Raw genomic sequence first — 20,671 nt, 5'->3', positions numbered from 1 at the left:
CCGGCATGTCGCCAACGGGACGGCGCTCGATCTCCCTTCATATAAAAGCTTGCGAAGGCGCTCGCCAATGATTGCTTCCCCGCCCCGTCCCGCACCCGTCCTCGGCGTCAGCGTCGCAATCTGGCGCGAAGGGCGCGTGCTGCTCGTCAGGCGCGGACATGCCCCTTTTAGGGATCACTGGTCGCTGCCGGGCGGACGGGTCGAATGGGGTGAACGGCTGCATGACGCAGCCCGGCGCGAGATCGCGGAAGAGACCGGGCTTCGCATCGATACGCCGCGCCTTGTCGAAACGTTGGACCTGATCGACGGAGACGGCGAAGACATCCGGGGACATTTCGTCGTCGTGGTCCTGACCGCCACGGCGCAAGGCGATGCAATAGCTGCCTCCGATGCGGCCGAACTCGCCTGGTTCGAGCCAGCCGCCATCGCCGCCCTGCCGACGACGCCGGAACTCGACCGCATCGTCGCGCTCTCGGTCCGGGCTTGACGTGCGGGGGCGCGCTTGCGCCGGGCGGGACGGCGGACCAATATCCGCCCGCGCCGCACAATGCGGCATGGACGATCAGGCGACGATGACGGGACGGTCCGACCTTGGGTTTCGGCGTGCAGCGATGGCACTGGTCGTCGGCCTGTCGCTGTCCGCATCGGCGCCGGCGCTCGCCGCTCCGGCCGATGATCCGCCCTATCAGGCACAGTTGCAGCGCCTGTCGGAGATATTGGGCGCCCTGCACTATCTCAGGCCGCTCTGCGGCGCCAAGGAAGACGGCGTCTGGCGCGACCAGATGCAGGCTCTGCTCGATGCCGAGGCGCCGAGCCCGGAACGCAAAGCGCGGCTGGTCGCCGCCTTCAATCGCGGCTTCTCCGGCTTCGAAGCGCTCTACCGTGTCTGCACGCCGGCCGCGACGGCCGCTATCGACCGCTACATCGCCGAAGGCTCCAAGCTGACTCGGGATGTCACGACACGCTATGGCCGTTAACCTTGCTGTCGCGCGAGCATTATTGTGCTCCGGCGGTATCGCATTGCGGCCAAAGTGCAACAGTTCTGCGCATTCTGGCGCAGGGACCTTGCGGCGTTAACCGGATTAACCGAATTTTTAGTGTCGCATTAACCGCCTCTTCAGGATAAGCGTTCGGGGCGAGTCCCACTGTGCTAGTTTGGGACATGGGCGATTCGAAATCCGTCCACAGTCGCACGGAGGGCAGTTTTCGCCATGGAATTGGACCAGGAAGCCATCGAGATCGCGGAGCAGAAGCGGGCTGCGCTCGCCTATCTGACCGAGGCTTGGGACGAAGCGATCGCCGAAGGTATCCAGCCTGATATATTGGCGCATGCCGCGTTGTTCGCAGCGCTTTCCGACCTGATCGACACCTATGGCGAGGAAGCCGTTGCCGATCTCGCGGTCTCCCTGCCGGATCGGGTCCGCCGCGGCGAATTTACCCTGCTGCGCACGATCCAGTAGTCGCGCCAATGGCTTGAAGGCTCGCGCCGGTGGGGCGCGGCCTTTTTGCGGCCGATCCTGCTTGGACCTCGTCGTCCAACCGGTCTAGACTGTGGTTGGCGACGCAGGGAGACGAGTATGCGCTGGCATCGGATTATTGCGCTCAGCGCGGCTGTCATTCTGGCGGGCGCGATGCCGGCATGGGCGCTGGTTGCCGCCGACACCAAGGCGGTGCCCACCCAGACCATCACCATCCCGCCGGACCAGTCCGACGAGGCCGACCCGGCATCCGGGCCGACGCCCGATGCGCCGGCCGCGCCTACTGCGCCCGCTGCCGCAGCCCCTTCGGACGAGCCGGTGCCTGTCGTCGAATATGACGTCTCGAAGCTGCCCGAGCCGGTCAGGAAGCTGCGCGAGCGTATCCTGGCCGCCGCCAAGACCGGCGATATCAATCAGTTGCGCCCGATCTTCGCCGCCGCGCCGAACCCGCCCAATCTCGGCGCCGACGAGGCCGACGAACCCGATCCCATCGCCTATCTGAAGACGCTTTCGGGCGATCCCGACGGCCGCGAGATCCTCGCCATTTTGAGCGAGGTTCTGGAAGCCGGCTATGTCCATGTCGATGTCGGCACGCCCGAAGAGCTCTATGTCTGGCCCTATTTCGCCCGATACCCGATCGACAAGCTGACGCCGCCGCAAATGGTCGAGCTCTTCCGCCTGCTGACGGCCTCGGATTTCGAAGAGATGAAGAATTTCGGCGCCTATCTCTTCTATCGCGTCGGCATCACCAAGGATGGCGAGTGGAGCTCGTTCCAGGCGGGCGACTGACGGCGTCCGCCCAGCCTGATTGACAATGCCCCGTGTTCCTGATCTGTTCTCATTCTCAGCGGAGGATCGATCATGGAAACCAATCAGCTCTATCGTGGGCGCCTCATTGACCACATCCAGCTCGTCGTCGCCGATCTCGACGCCAGCCGGCGCTTCTACCATGCGGTTCTGAGCGCAATCGGCATTCCAGTTGTGGACGGCGACGGCTTTTTCTATGCCGATGAACTCTTCGTCTCGGTCGGCGAACCCTTGACCGGCCGCTGCCACCTCGCTTTCCAGGCCAAGGATGAAGCCATGGTCAAGGCGTTTCACACGGCGGGGCTTGCCGCCGGCGGGCGCGAAAATGGCGAACCCGGCGAGCGGCCATATCATCCGGGCTATTACGCGGCGTTCCTGCTCGATCCGGACGGCAACAATATCGAGGCCGTCTATCACGGCCCCGCCCGGCAATCGGCCGCCTCGATCCTGATCGAATTCGACGCTTGACCGCGTCAGCCGCGTGGCAGTGCGTCCAGGAATACGACCGGCTCGCCGGTCGACGGCGCCGTGAGCTCTCCGTCCCACATCACGCGCTTGCCACGCACGATCGTGCCGACGGGCCAGCCGATGACGCGCTTGCCGTCATAGGGTGTCCAGCCGGCGCGCGACGCGATCCAGCCATTGCGGATGGTCTCGCGCCGCTTCATGTCGACAATGGTGAGGTCGGCATCATAGCCGACGGCGATGCGGCCCTTGCGGGCGATGCCGAAAATGCGGGAAGGACCGGCCGAGGTGAGGTCGACCAGCCGCTCCAGCGTCAGCCGGCCGGCATTCACATGATCGAGCATGATCGGCACGAGCGTCTGCACGCCGGTCATGCCCGAAGGCGAGGCCGGATAGGGCTTGGCCTTTTCTTCCAGCGTGTGCGGGGCATGGTCGGAGCCGAGCACGTCGATGATGCCCTGCGCGACACCTTTCCACACGCCTGTGCGATGGCGGGCGTCGCGGACCGGCGGATTCATCTGCAGGAGATTGCCGAGCCGGGCATAGTCGTCGGCCGAAAGCGTCAGATGGTGCGGCGTCGCCTCGGCGGTCGCCACGTCCTTGTGGCCGGCCAGATAGTCGATTTCCTCGGCGGTCGAGATATGCAGCACATGGATGCGCGCGCCTGTGCGCCGGGCGATCGTCACGAGCCGTTCGGTCGCCTTCAGCGCCGCGATCTCGTCGCGCCAGATGGGATGGGACGACGGATCACCCTCGACCCTGAGCGGCTTGCGCTCTTCGAGACGCGCCTCGTCCTCGGCGTGGAAAGCGGCGCGGCGGCGGGTCTTGGAGAGGATCGCCTCGATCCCGGCATCATCGTCGACCAGCAGGTCGCCCGTCGACGAGCCGATGAAGACCTTGATGCCGGCCGCACCCGGCAGGCGCTCGAGATCGGGAATATCGCCCACATTCTCGCGCGTGCCGCCGACCCAGAAGGCGAAGTCGCAATGCATGCGATGGCGCCCGCGCCCGATCTTGTCGGCGAGCGCGTCGGCGCTGGTCGTGGTGGGCTTGGTGTTCGGCATCTCGAAGACGGCCGTCACGCCGCCCATCGCGGCTGCGCGCGACCCGGTCTCGAGGTCTTCCTTGTGCTCGGCGCCGGGCTCGCGAAAATGCACCTGGCTGTCGATGACGCCCGGCAATATATGCAGGCCGGTGCAATCGATCACCTTTCCTGCGCGGCGCGGATCGACATCGCCGATGGCGGCGATGCGACCGTCGCGGACAGCGATGTCGAGCGTGCCGACGCCGTCCTGGTTGACGACCGTTCCGTTCCGAAACAGAAGCTCGTAAGTTCCGCTCATGGCTGCCCTCCCCAGTGCCTGCCCGACGCGCCCGTTTTCAAAGGCGGCTATGCGTCTTCGGATTAGGGAAGGGAAGCGGGCGGCACAAGATCATCCGATGCATGGGAACCATGTCAATGCGTATTGGGTCATATGCGTTTCTCGCCGATCGCGGCGTGATCGCGATCGGAGGGCCCGAGGCCGAGCCCTTCCTCCAGAACATCATTACCACCGATATGGCGGCCGTGGTGACCGAGGGCGCGGGTTTCGGCGCCCTCCTCTCGCCACAGGGCAAGATCCTGTTCGATTTCATCATCGCGCGATCAGGCGAGGAGTTCCTGTTCGACCTGCCCCTCGCGCTCGCCGCCGACTTCCTCAAGCGGATGACACTCTATCGTCTCCGCGCCAAGGTGACGCTCGAAAACCGCAGCGAGGGGCTCACGGTCGCCGCCTTCTGGAACGGTGATTCGCCGCCCCTGCTCCCCGGAGCCTTTGCCGATCCGCGCCTCGCGGCACTCGGCTATCGCGCGATCGTGCCGAAGGGCACCGATCTCTCGGGGACGGGCTATGCGCTGGCGAGCGAAGCTGATTATCACGCCGCGCGCATCGCGCTCGCCGTGCCGGAGGCCGGCCGCGACTTCGCCTTTGGCGACGCATTTCCGCACGATGCCGACATGGACGATCTCGGCGGCCTGGATTTCCGCAAGGGCTGCTATGTCGGGCAGGAGATCGTCTCGCGCATGCAGCATCGCGGCACGGCGCGGCGCAGGGCCGTGGCGGTGACGGCGAAGGGTGCCTTGCCGGCCACTGGCACGCCGATCCTGTCGGATGGCAAGCCGATCGGCGCTCTCGGCTCGGCCGATGGCGCGATCGGTATCGCCCTCCTCCGGCTCGACCGGGCGAAGCGGGCGCTCGACCAGGGCGCCGCGATCACGGCCGACGGCGTCGCCCTGTCGATCAGGCTCCCGGCATACGCCCATTTCGGCTGGCCGGAGAGCGGCGAGGAAGAGGGCGCGGCATGAGCGGCAAGCCGAAGCGATCACCGGCGGCGCCGCGCGTCTGGCAGCGCATGCTGTCCGGCCGCCGGCTCGATCTCGCTGATCCCTCGCCCTTCGATATCGAAATCGAGGATATTGCGCATGGCCTTGCGCGTGTCGCGCGCTGGAACGGCCAGACGACGGGGCCACATGCCTTTTCCGTCGCGCAGCATTCCGTGCTGGTCGAGGCGATCTTTTCCGGCGGAGGTGGCGGCTATCCCACCCGCGAGCCCAGCGTATCGGCGGCGGATTCGCTCGCCGCATTGCTGCACGACGCGCCCGAATATGTGATCGGCGACATGATCTCGCCGTTCAAGGCGCTGATCGGCGGCGAATACCGCGCGATCGAATCGCGCCTGCTGGCGGCGATCCATCTGCGCTTCGGCCTGCCGGCCGAGCGGTCGCCAAAGCTGGTCGAGTCGATCAAGGAGGCCGACCGGGTCGCGGCCTATTTCGAGGCGGTCGAACTCGCCGGCTTTGATTCGGCCGAGGCCGAGAGCTTCTTCGGACGACCGTCCGGCTTCAGCCTGGCGCGCCTTTCCGTCGATCCCTGGCCGACGGCGGAAGCGGAGAAACGTTTCACCGCCCGCTTCCAGGCCCTTTCGAATGCCCTGTCGGCCGAATCCGTTTCGGCGTGACCCGGCGGCGGCGAGTAACTACATACGGGGTTCAGGAGAATTGCCATGTCCCGCATTCACGTCTGCTCGCTCGCCCGCATCGGCTCGACCGTCGCCCAGACCGGCGCGAGCCACCTCGTCACGCTGATCAATCAGGGCACGCCGGTCGAGCGACCGGCTTCGATCCCCGAGGAGCGCCACCTCTTCCTCGCCATGAATGATATTCTCGAGCCGATGGAAGGCATGACGCCGCCCGGCGAAGAGCATGTCACGACGCTGCTTGATTTCGTGGAGGGCTGGAAGCCGGAAAAGCCGATGGTGATCCATTGCTTCGCCGGAATCAGCCGCTCGACCGCCGCCGCCTTCATCACGGTGTGTGCGCTGCGGCCCGAGCGCGACGAGGCCGAGATCGCGGCGCTGATCCGGGCCGGCTCCGCCTCGGCAACACCGAATCTGCGCCTTGTCCGCCTTGCTGATGACGCGCTCGGCCGGCGCGGTCGCATGGTCCGCGCGATCGAATCGATCGGCCGTGGCCGTGACGCGTTCGAGGGCCACCCCTTCTCGCTGACGCTCGACCGCTGAACGGGAGCCGCGATCATGCCGCGGCTCGCCTATCTCACCGGCGGCTGGCTGATGGTGGTGCTCGGCATTATCGGCCTGTTCCTGCCGGTCATGCCGACCACGATCTTCCTGATCCTCGCGGCGTGGTTCTTCTCGAAGTCCTCGCCGCGCTTCGAGGCGTGGCTGCTGAACCATCCGCTCTTCGGTCCGCCGATCCGCGATTGGCGCAAGACCGGCGCGATCGGCGCAAAGGCCAAGATCATGGCCGTCACGAGCATGGCGGCCGGATATGCGATCTTCTGGTTCGTGGTCGATCCGTCGCCATTATTCGCGCTGATTGTCGCGGCCGTGCTTGGCGCCAGCGCCGCATTCGTGCTGACGCGGCCGACCGCCTGAGCCCCCCGTGCGGCCAAGACAGGAGCCGAGCCCCTTCTTCGACCACGCACTGGCGACGCGAAATCTCCCCGCGTCCAGCAAATCGTCAATTGACGGCGCGTTCAACCGCCCTGCCCGTCGCTTTCACATCCTTCGATACGCCGGTAACAGTATTGGCGCAGCCGGCCAGAAAGGCGCTGGCGATAAAGGCTACAACCAGGGCGGATACGCGAATCGTCATCATTGAACCCTCCAGCATGAGTTGGAGATCCAATGCCGCATCACCGCCGATCGTTCCGCCGCGGCCACAAGCTGCGACAACCGAACGCCTTTTCCCGGCCGGCGGCGAATTAATTCGTGTTGCAGCGCAGCAAGCGACTGAATTAGCTAATGCGGGGTCTCAGTCGCCCCGGGTGGGAGCGTTCGTTCATGGCTAAGTGGGTTTACACCTTCGGGGGCGGTGCGGCCGAAGGTGGGATCGCCCTCGTGGAGAGCCTCGGCGCCAAGGGCGCCGGTCTCGCGGAGATGAGCGCGCTCGGCCTGCCCGTGCCGCCGGGCTTCACGATCACCACCGAGATCTGCCAGCATTATCTCGCCAACGGCCATGCCTTCCCCGAGGAATTGACGCGGCAGGTCGCGGCCGCGCTCGACGGCATCGGCCATGTCGCCGAGCGGCGCTTTGGCGATTGCGACAATCCGCTTCTCGTCTCGGTCCGGTCCGGTGCCGCCGTCTCCATGCCCGGCATGATGGATACGGTGCTCAATCTCGGCCTCAACGACCAGACCGTGGAAGGCCTCGCCCGCGTCTCCGGCGACCGGCGCTTCGCCTTCGACAGCTATCGCCGCTTCATCCAGATGTATGGCGATGTCGTGCTCGGCCTCGATCATTCGGCGTTCGAGGAACGGCTGGAGGATTACAAGCTCGCCAACGGCCTCGCTTTCGACAGCGACCTCAGCGCCGATGACTGGCGCGCCGTCTGCGACATCTTCAAGGGGCTGGTGGTCGAGGAACTGGACGAAGCCTTCCCGCAGGCGCCCGAGGCGCAGCTCTGGGGCGCGATCCGGGCCGTGATCGGTTCCTGGAACAATCCGCGCGCCGTCGTCTATCGTCGCATCAACGGCATTTCGGGCGAGGCGGGCACGGCCGTCACCATCCAGGCCATGGTGTTCGGCAATCTCGGCGAGAGCTCGGCCACGGGCGTCGCCTTCACGCGCCATCCCTCGACCGGCGAAAAGGTGCTCTGGGGCGAATTCCTGCCCAATGCGCAGGGCGAGGACGTCGTCGCCGGCACGCGCACGCCGCAGGACCTGACCGAACGCGCGCGCGCCGAGACCGGCTCGGAACTCCCATCGCTGGAAAGCTCGATGCCGGAGGTGTTCGCGACCTTTAGCGCGGTCTGTGCCCAGCTCGAGCGCCATCACCGCGACGTGCTCGACCTCGAATTCACCGTCGAGCGCGGTCGGCTCTGGATGCTGCAGGCGCGGCCGGCCAAGCGGACGATCCGCGCCGCGCTGAAGACCGCCGTCGACATGGCCCATGAGGGGCTGATCACGAAATCCGAAGCTGTCGCACGCATCGAGCCGCGCACGCTCGACCAATTGCTGCACCCGACCATCGATCCCGACGCCAGCAGCGACATCTTCGCGCGCGGCCTGCCGGCCTCGCCGGGGGCCGCCAGCGGCACGGTGGTGTTCTCCTCCGAGGAGGCGGAGACGGCGCGGACACAAGGCCGCAAGGTGATCCTCGTCCGCGTCGAGACGAGCCCGGAAGACGTGCACGGCATGCATGCGGCGCGCGGCATCCTGACGACGCGTGGCGGCATGACGAGCCACGCCGCGGTGGTCGCGCGCGGCATGGGCAAGCCCTGCGTTTCGGGCGCGGGCCAGATCCGCGTCGATTTCCACGCCGGCACGATGACGGCCGGTGGGCGAACGATTCGCCGTGGCGACACGATCACCATCGATGGCGGCACCGGCCAGGTGCTCGTCGGCGCGGTGCCGCTGCGCGAGCCGGAGCTTTCCGGCGCCTTTGCCGAATTGATGGGCTGGGCGGACGAGATCCGGACGCTGAAGATCCGCACCAATGTCGACACGCCGGCGGATGCGCGCGCCGCGCGCGGCTTCGGCGCCGAGGGCATCGGGCTCTGCCGCACCGAGCACATGTTCTTCGATGCGCGCCGCATCACCGTCGTGCGCGAAATGATCCTTGCGGAGACGGAAGCCGCGCGGGCTGATGCGCTCGACAAGCTGCTGCCGATGCAGCGGAGCGATTTCGCGGCACTGTTCGAGATCATGAGCGGCCTGCCGGTGACGATCCGCCTGCTCGATCCGCCACTGCATGAATTCCTGCCCAAGGGCGAGCCGGAAATCGCCGAACTCGCCGCCGCCATGGGCGTTGCGCCGGCCCGGATTCGCGCGCGGACGCAGGCGCTCGCCGAGGCCAATCCCATGCTCGGCCATCGCGGCGTGCGGCTCGCCATCTCCTTCCCCGAGATCGTCGAGATGCAGGTGCGCGCCATTCTGGAAGCAGCCCTCGCGGTCGGCGACGAGACCGGCGTTCCGGTCGAGCTCGAGATCATGGTGCCGCTCATTGCCGCCAAGGCCGAACTCGACCTCGTCGGCGCGCGCATCCGCCAGGCGGAGGAGATCGTGCGCAAGCTGCACGGCCGCGCTCCGGCCTTCCAGTTCGGCACGATGATCGAGCTGCCGCGCGCGGCGCTGGCCGCCGGCGAGCTGGCGAAGAGCGCCAGCTTCTTCTCCTTCGGCACCAACGACCTGACGCAGACGACCTTCGGCATCTCGCGCGACGACGCCGCGCCCTATCTGAACAGCTATCTGGCGCTCGGCCTGCTGCCGCATGATCCATTCGCGAGCCTGGACGAGGAAGGCGTGGGCGAACTGATCAGGATCGCCTGCGAACGCGGCCGCGCGACGCGGCCCGACATCAAGATCGGCGTGTGCGGCGAGCATGGCGGCGACCCGGCCTCGATCCACTTCTTCGCCGGCATTAACCTCGACTACGTCTCCTGCTCGCCCTTCCGCGTGCCGATCGCGCGGCTCGCCGCCGCCCAGGCCGCGCTTTCGACAAAGGCCTGACCTTGTTTTCAGCCGTCGGCTCCCCGCAGCCCGGACTTCGTTCGCCGCCCGCGTTAACCGAGTTTCAAGGTTAATCCCGCAAGCTCAGCCTCAGTGGCCGGAATCACACACCGGTTCGTTCGGTTTGTGCGCGTGGAGTTGCGTGCTGATGGTCGGTCTGGTGCAGCATTCGCAAGGTCGTGTCGTGGTGAGCCGCGTCGGTCAGGGTCGTGATCCGCGGCGCACGCTGCGTCGCCGGCCGCCGCGCCCCGCCCATGGCCGCATCGCTCTCCTCTCCGGCCTGCTGGCCATCGGTTTCCTCTCGGTTTCCTCGACCTCGATCGCCTTCCAGGACGTCGCCAGCCTGTTCGGCAAAGATCTGCCGCTGTCGCAGCGCTGGCTCGCGCGACTGGTGCCGACGCCCTCGGGCGAGGCCTATCTGCCGACCCTGGTGACGCCGGCCCGGCCCGCGCCGGTCTTTGCCGAGAGCGACGGCATCATTGTCCGGCCGGTGCTCGACATGGTTCGGACCGGCATGGTCTCGGCGCCCGAATTCGTCCCGCCCCGCGTCAATCGCGACGCCAAGGGCGATATCGAGATTTCGCGGCCGAAGCAGGTCGCGCGCACGCGCTTCACGGCCGGCGTGCTGCAGACGAGCGCGCGCGCCGAGATCTACGGACCGGCCGCATCGGCGCCCGCCATGGCCTTCCTCGCTCCGCACGATGTCGGCAAGGCGATGGTCGCCGCCGCCGATCCCGCGCCGGTGCCGGCGAAGGTCGCCAAGCCCGCCGTGACGCTCGCCAATATCGCGCCGCTCCCAAGGCCGAAGGCGAAGGGCGCCAAGGGCGCCGACACCGACCTCGTGGTCTCGGCCTATGCCAATGCCGACGACAATTCGGCGATCAACGCGCCGTTCAACGCCGTGCTCAACAAGCCGATGGCGGTCGGTATCGATGGCAAGCCGGATCATTGGTGGGTCACCAACCCGATTCCGCCCAATGCCCGCTCCAAGACCGAGCAGAAATGCCTCGCCACCGCGATCTATTTCGAGGCACGGGGCGAATCGGAGAAGGGCGAGCTCGCCGTCGCCCAGGTCGTCATCAACCGCCTGAAGAACCCGGCCTATCCAAAGACGATCTGTGGCGTGGTCTACCAGAACAAGGACATGCGCAACGCCTGCCAGTTCTCCTTCGCCTGCGACGGCATCAAGGACCGCATCACGGACGAAGCCTCATGGGCCCGCGCCCAGGCGCTCGCCAAGGAGGTGGTCTACCAGGACAATTGGTGGAACCCCAATGTCGGCTCGGCGACGCATTACCACGCCAATTACGTCAAGCCGCGCTGGGCGCGCACGATGAAGAAGATGCAGAAGATCGGGCACCACATCTTCTACAAGACCTATGGCGGTGGCTGGAGCTGATCAGCGCTGCATTTCGGCGAGCGCGCGGATCATCGGCTCGTTTGAAACCTGGATCGGGCCCGTGAACGGGACTCCCATGTCGAGGATCAGATAGAGCGAACTCGCGAGCAGCCCGGCCGACACGACGAACATCGTCACCACCACGGCGTTGCGCGGCGCACGGTAGCCGAAGCTCGCGAAGATCAGCACCAGCCAGGCGACGACGAGAATGATCAGGAAGCGCGGCGTCGCGGCGTCGGATTGCTCGATCAGCGTCCAGCGCAGTTCCACCGCCTTCTGCAGGTGCTGGCCGGCATCCTGCAGCAGCGCCTTGTGCTCGGGCTCCTCCGGCGTCAGGCGGATGAGGGCCGTGCTCGCATCGACGAGCAATTGCTCCGACGTCTTGTTGGAAAGCGACGGCGAATCATTGTCGGATTGGTCGCGAACGAGCCGCAGCACATAGATCATCAGCGGCGCCCGCACGCCGTTCGCCTCGGGCCCATATTGGCGCAGCGTCCGATCGAGCAGAATCAGCTCGGTCGCGAGCGCATGGACGTTGCGATCGACGGTTTCGAAGCTGTTCTTGGCCGAATTCAGCATCAGGCCGAGAACGAGCGACGTCATGACGACGAAGATATTCGCGACGAGGCGGACGACCGTATTGGTGTCGTCCTGCCGATGCTGCGCCGGCAGCCTGTCGTAAGTGAACAGGCAGCCGAGCGACACGCCCGTCAGGCACAGGAATATCAGCACCGCGACGAGAATTTCGCCCACGAACACCTCCCGGTCTTTCCAGGCGGTCAAGCCTATTGAAAGAGCTCCACCGCCGCCAGCGAGCCCGGTTCAGCCGATTTCGACGACGAGCCTGCCCCTCACCTTGCCTTCTACGATCTGCCGCGCGGCTTCGATCACCTCGTGCATGCCGATCCGCCGTGTCATGCCGGCGAGCTTGGAGCGGTCGAGATCCCGGTCCAGCCGATCCCAGGCGGCGAGACGCGCGGGCTTCGGGACATAGACGGAATCGATGCCATAGAGCGTCACGCCGCGCAGGATGAAGGGCGCGACGGTCGCCGGCAGTTGCAGGCTGCCGGCCATGCCGCAGGCCGCGACCGCGCCGTCATAGCGGATCATGGAGAGGAGATTGGCGAGCGTTTCGCCGCCCACCACATCGACTGCCCCGATCCAGCGCTCCTTGCCGAGCGCCTTGGGCGGGCCGGCGAGTTCCGAGCGGGGGATGATCTCGGCGGCGCCCAGTCCCTTCAGATAGTCCGCCTCTTCCGGCCGCCCCGTCGAGGCCACGACGTGGTGGCCGAGATCGGCGAGGAGCGCGACGGCGATCGAACCGAGGCCGCCGGCGGCACCGGTCACCAGAACGGGACCGGCTCCGGGCTTGATATCGTGCCGCTCCAGCGCCAGGACGGCGCGCATCGCCGCGTAGCCGGCCGTGCCGATCGCCATCGCCTCATCGGGCGAGAAACCCACCGGCAGCGGGATCAGCCAATCGCTCTTCCAGCGCGCCCGCTCCGCCCAGGCGCCAAGATGGACCTCGCCGACGCCCCAGCCATTCAGCAGGACGCGATCGCCGGGCTTGAAGAGATGGCTCTCCGAGCTCTCGACGACGCCAACGGCGTCGACGCCGGGAACCATGGGAAAGCGGCGGACGACCGGCGCCTTGCCCGTGACGGCGAGGCCGTCCTTGTAGTTGACGGTCGAGCGCTCGACGCGGACGGTGACGTCGCCCTCCATGAGATCCGCATCGTCCAGCGTCGCATAGCCGACCGACTGGACCTTGGTGGCCTCGTCGCGCGTGATCAGGATGGCCTTGAAGGCGGACATGCGGTTCTCCGTATTTCCATTTCAGTTCGCAGTCTGGGCCTCGCGGCCTCTGGTCGATTTGATAGTCCCACGGCCGGATGCCGACGTCGGTCGCGAAATGCGGCGTTCGGGATCACGATGATCGGCGTCAGCGCTTACCCCTGGATCGGTTCAACGCGACGGCCGACCGAATGAGCGCCTTGAACGCCGCCTCGTCGATCTCATCGCCTTCATGGATGTCGATCGCGCGGCGGGTGTTGCCCTCAAGGCTCGCATTGAAGAGGCCGGAAGGATCGTCCAGCGACGCACCCTTCGCAAAGGTCAGCTTCACGGCCGTCTTGTAGGTCTCGCCGGTACAGATGATGCCGGCGTCCGACCAGACCGGCACGCCGCGCCACTTCCATTCCTCGATCACATCCGGGTCGGCCTGGCGGATGAGCGCGCGGACATGAGAAAGCGTCGCGCCGCGCCAATCAGCCAATTCCTCGATTCGCGCATCGATCAGCAGCGCGGCGGGAATGCCTTCGTCTGCAGTCTCCAGACCGCTCCTTGCCTTCTGCATGATGGCCTCGCTCCCTGTTATTGCGGCGAACGCCTGCATGGAACCAGAGGGCCCATCGGCGGACGTGGAGCCCTCAAATGCCGCGACCCTCAGTCTAGGATGACACGCGCGCAGGCTCCACCGGCTTGATCGTCGATGGCCATGGCCGGATCTTTGCCAATACTGAAAATCGGCCCCGGAACGCGCCGGAACGACCCGCGGCGGTGCGTGTCGGAGACGATTAAGACCGCGCGAGCCGGAAGCTTCCTTGACCGCGTGCGCAGGCCGCGATTAGGGTGCGCCGCTCCGATCGACCCCTTGGCGGGCCGATTTTTGCTGGCTGTTTCGCAAGGTTTTCCCGTGTCCGACACGCTTCCCACCCATATGCGACCCGATCGGTCCTTCCAGGGCCTGATCCTGACGTTGCAACGCTTCTGGGCCGATTATGGCTGCGCCATCCTGCAGCCCTACGACATGGAAGTGGGCGCGGGTACGTTCCATCCGGCGACGACGCTGCGAGCGCTCGGCCCGAAGCCCTGGCGCGCGGCCTATGTCCAGCCGTCGCGCCGGCCCAAGGACGGGCGCTATGGCGAAAACCCGAACCGGATGCAGCATTATTACCAGTTCCAGGTCATCCTGAAGCCGAACCCGCCGAATTTGCAGGAACTCTATCTCGACTCGCTGCGCGCCATCGGCGTCGATCTCGGCCTGCATGACGTTCGCTTCGTCGAGGACGATTGGGAGAGCCCGACGCTCGGCGCCTGGGGCCTCGGCTGGGAATGCTGGTGCGACGGCATGGAAGTGTCGCAGTTCACCTATTTCCAGCAGGTCGCCGGCTTTGAATGCCATCCGGTCTCCGGTGAATTGACCTATGGCCTCGAACGCCTCGCCATGTATGTGCAGGGTGTCGAGAACGTCTATGACCTGAACTTCAACGGCCGCGAAGGGGACGAGAAGCTCACTTACGGCGACGTGTTCAAGCAGGCCGAGGAAGAATATTCGCGGCACAATTTCGAGTATGCCGATACGGAGATCCTGTTCCAGCGTTTCAGGGATGCGGAGAAGGAGTGCTTTGCGCTGCTCGAAAAGGGCCAGCCGCTGGCGGGCTCCAACGACCAGCGCCATCGCATGGCGCTGCCGGCCTATGATCAGTGCATCAAGGCGAGCCACGCCTTCAACCTGCTCGACGCGCGCGGCGTGATCTCCGTCCAGGAACGCCAGAGCTACATCCTCCGCGTCCGCGAACTCGCCAAGGCCTGCGGCGCAGCCTGGCTCGAAACCGCTGCTGGCGGGAAGAACTGAAATGCCTGATCTCCTGCTCGAACTCTTCTCAGAGGAAATCCCCGCCCGCATGCAGCGCAAGGCGGCGGAGGACCTGAAGAAGCTCGTCACCGACGCGATCGTCGAGGCCGGCCTGCATTATGAAGGCGCGAAGGCGTTTTCGACGCCGCGTCGCCTCGCGCTGACCGTCACCGGCGTTCCCACCCATTCCGCCGCGACGCGCGAAGAGCGCAAGGGGCCCAAGGTCGGTGCGCCCGATGCCGCGATCCAGGGCTTCCTGCGCGGCGCCGGCCTCGCCTCGATCGACCAGGCGCATGTCCATTACGACCCGAAGAAGGGCGATTTCTATGTCGCCCATATCGAGAAGCCCGGTCGCGATACCAAGGACGTCATCGCCGAGGCCATCCCCGCGATCATCCGCTCGTTTCCCTGGCCGAAATCCATGCATTGGGGCACCGGCCGGCTGAACTGGGTGCGGCCGCTCCACACCATTCTCTGCACCTTCGGCCCCGAGACCGAAGAGCCGGAAGTCATCGATTTCGAGATCGAGGGCATTCGCTCGGGCAACACCACGCGGGGCCATCGCTTCATGGCGCCGGACGTCTTCACGGTGAAGCGCTTCGACGACTATGCCGACAAGCTCGAAAAGGCGAAGGTCGTGCTCGATGCCGACCGGCGCAAGGACATCATCCTGCACGATGCGCGCGACAGCGTCTTCGCGCTCGGGCTGGAACTGGTCGAGGATGAGGGCCTGCTCGAAGAGGTCGCCGGGCTCGTCGAGTGGCCGGTCGTGCTCGTCGGCAGCTTCGAGGAAGAATTCCTCAAGATCCCGCCGGAAGTGATCCGCGCCACGATCCGCGCCAACCAGAAGTGCTTCGTTGTTCGCAAGCCCGGCACGAACGAACTCGCCAACCGCTTCGTGCTCGTCTCCAATATCGAGGCGAGCGATGGCGGCAAGGCGATCTCGGCCGGCAATAGCCGCGTCATCCGCGCGCGTCTTTCCGACGCCAAGTTCTTCTACGAGACGGATCTCCGCGCGCCGCTCGAAAGCCGGCTGCCCAAGTTCAAGGACATCATCTTCCACGAGAAGCTCGGCACGCAGGCCGAACGGATCGAGCGGATCGAGAAGCTCGCCGCCGAGATCGCGCCGCTGGTCGGCGCCGATGTCGACAAGGCGAAGCGGGCCGCACGTCTCGCCAAGATGGATCTCGTCACCGAGGTGGTCGGCGAATTCCCTGAAGTCCAGGGCCTGATGGGCAAGTATTATGCGCTTGCCCAGGGCGAGGACGCGTCGGTCGCGACCGCAATCGAGGATCACTACAAGCCGCAGGGCCCGGCCGACCGCGTGCCGGCCGATCCCGTCGCCATCGCCGTCGCGCTCGCCGACAAGCTCGACACCATGGTCGGCTTCTGGGCCATCGACGAGAAGCCCACGGGCAGCAAGGACCCCTTCGCGCTCCGCCGCGCGGCGCTCGGCATCATCCGCATCATCCTGTCCGTCCCGGTGACGCTGCGGCTCGGCGCGGCGATCCTGAAGGCGCTGGACGGCTTCTTCGACAAGGACGAGGCCGCGGCTCTGGCGCGCTTCGAAGAGAAGCAACTCGCGGTCTCCGCGCAGGATGTCGATGGCGAGCAGGATCTCGACAACGCGCTCGAAGCCTATGGCCACGAGTTCCGCCGCAATCTTCGGACGCGGTCATCGGCACTCATCGCCGATCTGCTCGCCTTTTTCGCCGATCGGCTCAAGGTCCAGCTCCGCGAGCAAGGCGCCCGGCACGATCTCGTCGATGCCGTCTATGCGCTCGGAGATCAGGACGATCTGCTCCTGATCGTCCGTCGCGTCGAGGCGCTCGGCACGTTCCTCGATACGGAGGACGGGCAGAACCTGCTCGCGGGTTATCGCCGCGCGGCCAACATCCTGAAGGCCGAGGAGAAGAAGGGCGAGAGCTTCGAGGGCGAGATCGATGCGGCCCAGCTCGTCCTGCCGGAAGAGCAGGCGCTGTTCGTCGCCACACGCTTTGCCCGCGCGGACGCCGAATCCGCCGTCGGGCGCGAGGATTTCGAGGGCGCGATGGCGGCACTCGCTCGCCTGCGCGCGCCTGTCGATGCCTTCTTCGACAAGGTGCTGGTGAACGCCGAGGACCCGGCCGTTCGCATCAACCGGTTGCGGCTGCTCGCCTCGATCCGCACCGCGACGCTCGCGGTTGCCGATTTCTCCAAGGTGGGTGGCTAGGCGCCGCGCGCGCTCACCAACGACAACGCAAAACGGGGCGAAAGCGCCCCGTTTCCATGAGTCGATGGACTATTGACCGCAGTCATGGCGAAGTTCGCGCGGCACATCGCTGCGCGCGAGCCTCGGCCCCGTGCAAGCCACGCCGTCAGGCGCGGCGGCAACAATCAGCGCAGGTCGACCGGACGGTAGATGCCCGTCTCCGGGTCCTGGACGAGGCGTGCCGTCGGCCGTTCGGCCATGGCCCGCTCGGCCTCACGCAGCCGGACCGAAACCTGCGCGCGCGTCTTGGCGAAGGTGCGCGCAGCGACGACACCAAGTGTGCCGAGAAGCGCGATCATCAAAACCTGGGGCATTCTTCCTTCCCTCACGATGGCAGGCCTTTCCAGAGATCATGGTCCTTTCCGGCCGGCGTAGCAACTGCCGCGTGCGGATCGTCAGAGACCGTAACGACTCCATAGAGAGCGCTCCTCGACTGACGACAAGGCCGCATCGACAGTTGAAGCGACAATTTGGGCGGATGCGAGGCCGCCACCGCCGCCAAATCGGCCGAGCAGGCCACGCTTCGGTGTAATCGGCTCAAGGTGGAGTTCATCGCCGAAGCGCTCGCGCAGAACCGTCCGCAGATCGCCGATCCGGTCGGCAAGGCCGATCTCGACCCCGCGCACGCCCGACCAGAATGCGCCGGTGAACAGGGTCGGATCATCCGAGAGCCGCTCGCCCCGGCGCGAGCGCACCAGGTCGATGAACATGTCGTGCACGTCGCGCTGCAGCGCCTTCAGATGCTGGATGTCGCTCTCGCGCTCGGGCTGGAAGGGGTCGAGCATCGACTTGTTCTCGCCCGCCGTATGGACGCGGCGCTCGATGCCCAGCTTTTCGAGCAGCTTGGGAAAGCCGAAACCGGCCGAGACGACGCCGATCGAGCCCACGATCGAGCTCTGGTCGACGATGATCTCGTCGCCCGCAAGCGCGATCATGTAGCCGCCCGATGCCGCGACATCCTCGACGGCGACGATGACTTCCTTCTTGTTCTCCTCGGCGAGCGCGCGAATGCGCTTGAAGACGAGATGCGACTGGACCGGCGAGCCGCCGGGCGAATTGATGATGATGGCGACCATGGGCGCCTTCTTGATCGAGAAGGCGCGCTTCAGCTGGCCCGAGACGGCGGCGAGCGTGATGCCCTGCCTGAGCGGCGAGATTTGCCCGATCACGCCGGAAAGGCGCACGACCGGCACGACCACGCGCGCCTTGCGGAAGCGCTCGGGCATGTAGCGCAGAATGGAATCGGGAAGGCGGATGCTCACGAGATGGGTTCTCTCTGGGATGTCGTTGTAGAGGGGGCGGCGTCGCCCCAGGCTGGATCGGACCAGGATGGATGGATGTCGCCGATCGCCGCGCCGTTGCGCAGGATCGATGCGATGCCGGGCAGGAAGGCGGACCCTTCCGCGCCATGCAGCACGAGGCCGGGCAGCAGGCGCGACGGCGCCCGGCTGCCCTTGACGCCACGGGCCAGCACGCGGAGCGCCGGTTCCTCCGGCCGCGCGTGGACCGGCAGCAGCGCCAGCCCGCCGAAGCGACCCTCGCAGGCCGCCAGCAACGCGCCGAGCCTGTCGGCCGGGAGAATCACGGCGAGCGTGCCGCGCGGCCGGACCAGCGCCGCGGCGGCGCGGAACCAGCCATCGAGACCGCTCTCATCAAGAACATGCGCGCGGGCGCGCGCGTCGTTCGGCGAGGCACGGACGCTGCCACCATCATGAAAGGGCGGGTTCATGATCGCATGGTCGAACGCGCCGGTAAGCAGGCCGCCACTGCGGCGCGCTTCATCGCGCAATATATCCGCAATGGAAACGCTGACGCGGGCTGCAAAAGCCGCATTGGCCGCGCGCGCCAGCGCGGCATCGGCGCAAGCCGCGAGGCTCGGCTCGCGCTCGGCCAGGACGACGGATGCGAGCGGCGCCCTTGCCGCGAGCGTCATGCCGGCGACGCCCGCCCCGGCACCGAGATCGACGACACGTCCCCTCGTCCCGGCTCCGAGGCCGGCCGCGAGCAGCACGGCGTCGAGCCCGGAGCGATGATGGCCCTGCGCGGGCTGCACCGCCTCGACGGCGCCGCCGAGAAACGCATCGATCGTGGTGGGTTCGGCCGTCGCCAGCATCAGGCCTTGGGCTCCGGCCGCAATTCGCCGGCAATGCCGGCATCGGTCAAGAGCTGGCGGGCGGCCGCCAGATCATCCGACGGCACCAGGATGCGGCGGGGCAGAACGCCCAGGGATCCCTCCATCACGCTCATGTTCTGATCGACCAGCATGTGCTCGATTCCGGCGTCCTTGAGCAGCGCATCGACGAAGGAGATGAGCACCATGTCGTTCGTGCGGATGAGTTCGTCCATTTTCCCTCGTCGTTTCCGGCCGCGGACGCTGCGGCCGGGCACCTCACAAACGTAGGTCGTGCGTGCCGGCGGGGCAACCTGTCGCGCGCAGCGCCTGTTTTCGAACGCTGATTTCCGATTTTGAACGACACCGCGACACCAATGCACCCGCATGGCGGGCGGCGTGCCAACCTGTCCCTTGTTCCCGTGGCATCCGCCCCCTATTGTCGCCCCGAATTGAATAGGAACCGGGAGCATTGCCCGTGGGATTGGTTGCGCCACTCGGCGAGAGCAAGAAAAAAGGTTCGGCACGGATCGAACCGCTCGTCGCGCTTGTGCTGGCGGATATGGAGCGCGTGAATGCGCTGATCCTGTCCAAGGCCGGCTCCGACGTGGCGATGATACCCGAGGTCGCCAACCACCTGATTTCCTCGGGCGGCAAGCGCCTGCGGCCGATGCTGACGCTCGCTGCCGCTCGCATGTCGGGCCATCACGATGACGGCCACGTCAAGCTCGCGGCCAGCGTCGAGTTCATGCATACGGCGACGCTGCTGCATGACGATGTGGTCGACGAGAGCGAGTTGCGACGCGGCAAGCTCGCGGCGCGCATGCTCTGGGGCAACCAGGCGAGCGTGCTCGTCGGCGATTTCCTGCTCGGCCAGGCCTTCCGCATGATGGTCGAAGTCGGCTCCTTCGATGCGCTCGACGTGCTTTCCGCTGCCGCCACCATCATCGCCGAGGGCGAGGTGATGCAGCTCTCGGCCGCCAAGAACATGGCGACGACCGAGGATGACTATCTCGCCGTCATCGGCGCCAAGACCGCAGCGCTCTTCGCCGCCGCCGCCGAAGTCGGGCCGATCATCGCCGGCCGTGGCCGCGCCGAGCGCACCGCCTTCCGTGCCTATGGCGACAATCTCGGCCTGGCCTTCCAGCTGATCGACGACGCGCTCGACTATGGCGGCTCGTCGGCCGATCTCGGCAAGCAGGTCGGCGACGATTTCCGCGAGGGCAAGATCACGCTTCCGGTCATCCTCGCCTATCGACGCGGCTCCGAGCTTGAGCGCGCGTTCTGGCAGCGTGCGCTGGAAAAGGGCGAGATCGTCGATGGCGACCTCGACCGGGCGATCGGCTATCTGCGCACACACAACGCAATCGAGGACACGATCGAGCGCGCACGCCAGTTCGGAGACCTCTCCCGCGACGCGCTCGGCATCTTCCCCGACAGCGCCTACAAGGCGGCGTTGCTGGAAGTCGTCGATTTCTGCATCGAACGCGCCTACTGACCCTGACCGGCAGCCTTG

General features: G+C 66.4%; 23 protein-coding genes. 14 read left to right on the top strand and 9 right to left on the bottom strand.

Annotation, left to right across the window (positions count from 1 at the left end; all coding sequences use genetic code 11):
- Positions 1–67: 67 nt before the first annotated feature.
- The 5 genes from QO014_RS22640 to QO014_RS22620 all read left to right on the top strand — a co-directional run bounded on the left by QO014_RS22640 (position 68) and on the right by QO014_RS22620 (position 2,753).
- Positions 68–487 carry an NUDIX hydrolase gene (locus QO014_RS22640; RefSeq protein ID WP_266351031.1) on the top strand — a complete coding sequence of 140 codons (420 nt, stop codon included), beginning with the start codon at positions 68–70 and terminating at the stop codon, positions 485–487.
- A 124-nt stretch (positions 488–611) separates the two neighbouring features.
- A complete protein-coding gene (locus QO014_RS22635) occupies positions 612–977 on the top strand; it encodes a TIGR02301 family protein (protein WP_266351030.1) in 366 nt (121 codons plus the stop codon).
- Between the two features lie 234 nt (positions 978–1,211).
- The gene (locus tag QO014_RS22630) at positions 1,212–1,460 is read left to right on the top strand and encodes a hypothetical protein (RefSeq protein WP_266351029.1); all 249 of its coding nucleotides are present in this window, start codon (positions 1,212–1,214) and stop codon (positions 1,458–1,460) included.
- Positions 1,461–1,577: 117 nt separating this feature from the next.
- Positions 1,578–2,267, top strand: coding sequence for a hypothetical protein (locus tag QO014_RS22625; RefSeq protein WP_266351028.1), 690 nt, complete (start codon positions 1,578–1,580; stop codon positions 2,265–2,267).
- Between the two features lie 72 nt (positions 2,268–2,339).
- Positions 2,340–2,753, top strand: a complete 414-nt coding sequence (locus QO014_RS22620) for a VOC family protein (RefSeq protein ID WP_266351027.1) — start codon at positions 2,340–2,342, stop codon at positions 2,751–2,753.
- Positions 2,754–2,758: 5 nt separating this feature from the next.
- Here QO014_RS22620 and QO014_RS22615 read toward each other — a convergent pair whose 3' ends face one another.
- Positions 2,759–4,093 (bottom strand): dihydroorotase, encoded by a 1,335-nt coding sequence (locus QO014_RS22615; protein ID WP_266351026.1) that lies wholly within the window; start codon positions 4,091–4,093, stop codon positions 2,759–2,761.
- A 116-nt stretch (positions 4,094–4,209) separates the two neighbouring features.
- Between QO014_RS22615 and ygfZ the strand changes: the two genes are divergently transcribed.
- The 4 genes from ygfZ to QO014_RS22595 are packed head-to-tail and all read left to right on the top strand — an operon-like array spanning position 4,210 to position 6,683.
- Complete coding sequence (gene ygfZ, locus QO014_RS22610; RefSeq protein ID WP_266351025.1) at positions 4,210–5,094, top strand: CAF17-like 4Fe-4S cluster assembly/insertion protein YgfZ; 885 nt, start codon at positions 4,210–4,212, stop codon at positions 5,092–5,094.
- Positions 5,091–5,747, top strand: a complete 657-nt coding sequence (locus tag QO014_RS22605; protein ID WP_266351024.1) for an HD domain-containing protein — start codon at positions 5,091–5,093, stop codon at positions 5,745–5,747. Before ygfZ ends, QO014_RS22605 begins: the two co-directional genes overlap by 4 nt.
- 45 nt (positions 5,748–5,792) lie before the next feature.
- On the top strand, positions 5,793–6,308 hold the full coding sequence (locus tag QO014_RS22600; protein WP_266351023.1) for a tyrosine phosphatase family protein: 516 nt from the start codon (positions 5,793–5,795) through the stop codon (positions 6,306–6,308).
- 15 nt (positions 6,309–6,323) lie between these two features.
- Complete coding sequence (locus QO014_RS22595) at positions 6,324–6,683, top strand: YbaN family protein (protein WP_266351022.1); 360 nt, start codon at positions 6,324–6,326, stop codon at positions 6,681–6,683.
- 85 nt (positions 6,684–6,768) lie between these two features.
- Here the strand turns inward: QO014_RS22595 and QO014_RS22590 are convergent, their stop codons facing one another.
- A complete protein-coding gene (locus QO014_RS22590) occupies positions 6,769–6,906 on the bottom strand; it encodes an EncA/B family entericidin (RefSeq protein ID WP_266351021.1) in 138 nt (45 codons plus the stop codon).
- Positions 6,907–7,091: 185 nt separating this feature from the next.
- On the opposite strand from QO014_RS22590, the gene ppdK reads away from it, so the two are divergent.
- Complete coding sequence (gene ppdK / locus QO014_RS22585; protein WP_266351020.1) at positions 7,092–9,758, top strand: pyruvate, phosphate dikinase; 2,667 nt, start codon at positions 7,092–7,094, stop codon at positions 9,756–9,758.
- 148 nt (positions 9,759–9,906) lie between these two features.
- Positions 9,907–11,157, top strand: a complete 1,251-nt coding sequence (locus tag QO014_RS22580; protein ID WP_266351019.1) for a cell wall hydrolase — start codon at positions 9,907–9,909, stop codon at positions 11,155–11,157.
- Here the strand turns inward: QO014_RS22580 and QO014_RS22575 are convergent, their stop codons facing one another.
- From QO014_RS22575 to QO014_RS22565, 3 genes are all read right to left on the bottom strand, one after another.
- Positions 11,158–11,910 (bottom strand): bestrophin-like domain, encoded by a 753-nt coding sequence (locus tag QO014_RS22575; RefSeq protein WP_266351018.1) that lies wholly within the window; start codon positions 11,908–11,910, stop codon positions 11,158–11,160. It abuts the gene before it with no gap.
- Between the two features lie 69 nt (positions 11,911–11,979).
- On the bottom strand, positions 11,980–12,972 hold the full coding sequence (gene acuI / locus QO014_RS22570) for an acrylyl-CoA reductase (NADPH) (RefSeq protein ID WP_266351017.1): 993 nt from the start codon (positions 12,970–12,972) through the stop codon (positions 11,980–11,982).
- 127 nt (positions 12,973–13,099) lie between these two features.
- Complete coding sequence (locus tag QO014_RS22565) at positions 13,100–13,513, bottom strand: DUF1801 domain-containing protein (RefSeq protein ID WP_266351016.1); 414 nt, start codon at positions 13,511–13,513, stop codon at positions 13,100–13,102.
- A gap of 363 nt (positions 13,514–13,876) precedes the next feature.
- Here QO014_RS22565 and QO014_RS22560 point away from each other — a divergent pair, with 363 nt between their 5' ends.
- Positions 13,877–14,794: a glycine--tRNA ligase subunit alpha gene (locus QO014_RS22560; RefSeq protein WP_266351172.1), complete on the top strand. Its 918-nt coding sequence runs from the start codon at positions 13,877–13,879 to the stop codon at positions 14,792–14,794.
- 1 nt (position 14,795) lies between these two features.
- On the top strand, positions 14,796–17,006 hold the full coding sequence (gene glyS, locus QO014_RS22555) for a glycine--tRNA ligase subunit beta (RefSeq protein WP_266351015.1): 2,211 nt from the start codon (positions 14,796–14,798) through the stop codon (positions 17,004–17,006).
- A 164-nt stretch (positions 17,007–17,170) separates the two neighbouring features.
- On the opposite strand, the gene QO014_RS22550 is transcribed toward glyS, so the two are convergent.
- The 4 genes from QO014_RS22550 to QO014_RS22535 form a co-directional block, all read right to left on the bottom strand.
- Positions 17,171–17,359 (bottom strand): hypothetical protein, encoded by a 189-nt coding sequence (locus QO014_RS22550; protein ID WP_266351014.1) that lies wholly within the window; start codon positions 17,357–17,359, stop codon positions 17,171–17,173.
- A gap of 81 nt (positions 17,360–17,440) precedes the next feature.
- Positions 17,441–18,307: a S49 family peptidase gene (locus QO014_RS22545; RefSeq protein WP_370877197.1), complete on the bottom strand. Its 867-nt coding sequence runs from the start codon at positions 18,305–18,307 to the stop codon at positions 17,441–17,443.
- Positions 18,304–19,158, bottom strand: a complete 855-nt coding sequence (locus tag QO014_RS22540) for a tRNA1(Val) (adenine(37)-N6)-methyltransferase (protein ID WP_266351012.1) — start codon at positions 19,156–19,158, stop codon at positions 18,304–18,306. Before QO014_RS22540 ends, QO014_RS22545 begins: the two co-directional genes overlap by 4 nt.
- Positions 19,158–19,391, bottom strand: a complete 234-nt coding sequence (locus tag QO014_RS22535; protein WP_266351011.1) for a putative signal transducing protein — start codon at positions 19,389–19,391, stop codon at positions 19,158–19,160. The genes QO014_RS22540 and QO014_RS22535 overlap by 1 nt, the downstream gene beginning before the upstream one ends.
- Positions 19,392–19,633: 242 nt before the next feature.
- Here QO014_RS22535 and QO014_RS22530 point away from each other — a divergent pair, with 242 nt between their 5' ends.
- A complete protein-coding gene (locus tag QO014_RS22530) occupies positions 19,634–20,653 on the top strand; it encodes a polyprenyl synthetase family protein (protein ID WP_266351170.1) in 1,020 nt (339 codons plus the stop codon).
- Positions 20,654–20,671 lie beyond the last annotated feature (18 nt).

Source organism: Kaistia dalseonensis (genome assembly GCF_030814715.1).
In the GTDB taxonomy this organism is placed as follows: Bacteria; Pseudomonadota; Alphaproteobacteria; order Rhizobiales; family Kaistiaceae; genus Kaistia; species Kaistia dalseonensis.
The sequence above is the reverse complement of the archived record's forward strand: the minus strand, read 5'-3'. Positions and strand labels throughout refer to the sequence as shown.

Bases quoted from the DNA above. Each gene is read 5' to 3' on its own strand.
- QO014_RS22640 (WP_266351031.1), top strand. From the start codon at position 68: ATGATTGCTTCCCCGCCCCGTCCCGCACCCGTCCTCGGCGTCAGCGTC.
- QO014_RS22635 (WP_266351030.1), top strand. From the start codon at position 612: ATGGCACTGGTCGTCGGCCTGTCGCTGTCCGCATCGGCGCCGGCGCTC.
- QO014_RS22630 (WP_266351029.1), top strand. From the start codon at position 1,212: ATGGAATTGGACCAGGAAGCCATCGAGATCGCGGAGCAGAAGCGGGCT.
- QO014_RS22625 (WP_266351028.1), top strand. From the start codon at position 1,578: ATGCGCTGGCATCGGATTATTGCGCTCAGCGCGGCTGTCATTCTGGCG.
- QO014_RS22620 (WP_266351027.1), top strand. From the start codon at position 2,340: ATGGAAACCAATCAGCTCTATCGTGGGCGCCTCATTGACCACATCCAG.
- QO014_RS22615 (WP_266351026.1), bottom strand. From the start codon at position 4,093: ATGAGCGGAACTTACGAGCTTCTGTTTCGGAACGGAACGGTCGTCAAC.
- ygfZ (WP_266351025.1), top strand. From the start codon at position 4,210: ATGCGTATTGGGTCATATGCGTTTCTCGCCGATCGCGGCGTGATCGCG.
- QO014_RS22605 (WP_266351024.1), top strand. From the start codon at position 5,091: ATGAGCGGCAAGCCGAAGCGATCACCGGCGGCGCCGCGCGTCTGGCAG.
- QO014_RS22600 (WP_266351023.1), top strand. From the start codon at position 5,793: ATGTCCCGCATTCACGTCTGCTCGCTCGCCCGCATCGGCTCGACCGTC.
- QO014_RS22595 (WP_266351022.1), top strand. From the start codon at position 6,324: ATGCCGCGGCTCGCCTATCTCACCGGCGGCTGGCTGATGGTGGTGCTC.
- QO014_RS22590 (WP_266351021.1), bottom strand. From the start codon at position 6,906: ATGATGACGATTCGCGTATCCGCCCTGGTTGTAGCCTTTATCGCCAGC.
- ppdK (WP_266351020.1), top strand. From the start codon at position 7,092: ATGGCTAAGTGGGTTTACACCTTCGGGGGCGGTGCGGCCGAAGGTGGG.
- QO014_RS22580 (WP_266351019.1), top strand. From the start codon at position 9,907: ATGGTCGGTCTGGTGCAGCATTCGCAAGGTCGTGTCGTGGTGAGCCGC.
- acuI (WP_266351017.1), bottom strand. From the start codon at position 12,972: ATGTCCGCCTTCAAGGCCATCCTGATCACGCGCGACGAGGCCACCAAG.
- QO014_RS22565 (WP_266351016.1), bottom strand. From the start codon at position 13,513: ATGCAGAAGGCAAGGAGCGGTCTGGAGACTGCAGACGAAGGCATTCCC.
- QO014_RS22560 (WP_266351172.1), top strand. From the start codon at position 13,877: ATGCGACCCGATCGGTCCTTCCAGGGCCTGATCCTGACGTTGCAACGC.
- glyS (WP_266351015.1), top strand. From the start codon at position 14,796: ATGCCTGATCTCCTGCTCGAACTCTTCTCAGAGGAAATCCCCGCCCGC.
- QO014_RS22550 (WP_266351014.1), bottom strand. From the start codon at position 17,359: ATGCCCCAGGTTTTGATGATCGCGCTTCTCGGCACACTTGGTGTCGTC.
- QO014_RS22540 (WP_266351012.1), bottom strand. From the start codon at position 19,158: ATGCTGGCGACGGCCGAACCCACCACGATCGATGCGTTTCTCGGCGGC.
- QO014_RS22535 (WP_266351011.1), bottom strand. From the start codon at position 19,391: ATGGACGAACTCATCCGCACGAACGACATGGTGCTCATCTCCTTCGTC.